Here is a 438-nt window from a genome sequence, read left to right on the forward strand (position 1 = left end):
CTTTGGGGGTGAATAGGTTTGCCCGACAAGAGGCCGCCAAACGCCAAGCAGGACGCCTTGAATGCTGAGGTCTTTGGCGTCAACTTCGATCGCGCTGTAGGCCGGATTTGCAGGCTTAAGGATGATGCGCTCGCGATCGCGGTGAAAGCGCTTGAGCGTCGTTTCGCCTTTTACCTGAGCCGCGACAATCGTGCCGTTGCGAATCTGCTGCGGTTCCGCGACGCGCCGAAGGATGGCAAAATCGCCTGGAAGAATGTGATCGTTGATCATGCTGTCGCCGCCGACCTGCAAAACAAAGCACTCTGGTTGCTCAAAGAGCTGTGGCAAGTCAAGCTGCTCGACTTCATCCGTAAACGGCTCGACGAGATAGCCAGCGGCGATCGTTCCCAAGATCGGCAGGCCGCGCTGTTCGGATTGGCCGATTGCTTCAGGTTGCTT

At 57.3% G+C, this 438-nt stretch carries 1 protein-coding gene; it reads right to left on the minus strand.

All coding sequences use genetic code 11. From position 1 onward, the window contains the following. Positions 1-390 (minus strand): LexA family protein (locus D7Y13_RS49275; RefSeq protein WP_369333610.1); only part of this gene is annotated, 390 nt, incomplete at its 3' end. Between the last annotated feature and the right edge of the window lie 48 nt (positions 391-438).

It is taken from the genome of Corallococcus praedator, assembly GCF_003612125.1.
Taxonomy (GTDB): domain Bacteria; phylum Myxococcota; class Myxococcia; order Myxococcales; family Myxococcaceae; genus Corallococcus; species Corallococcus praedator.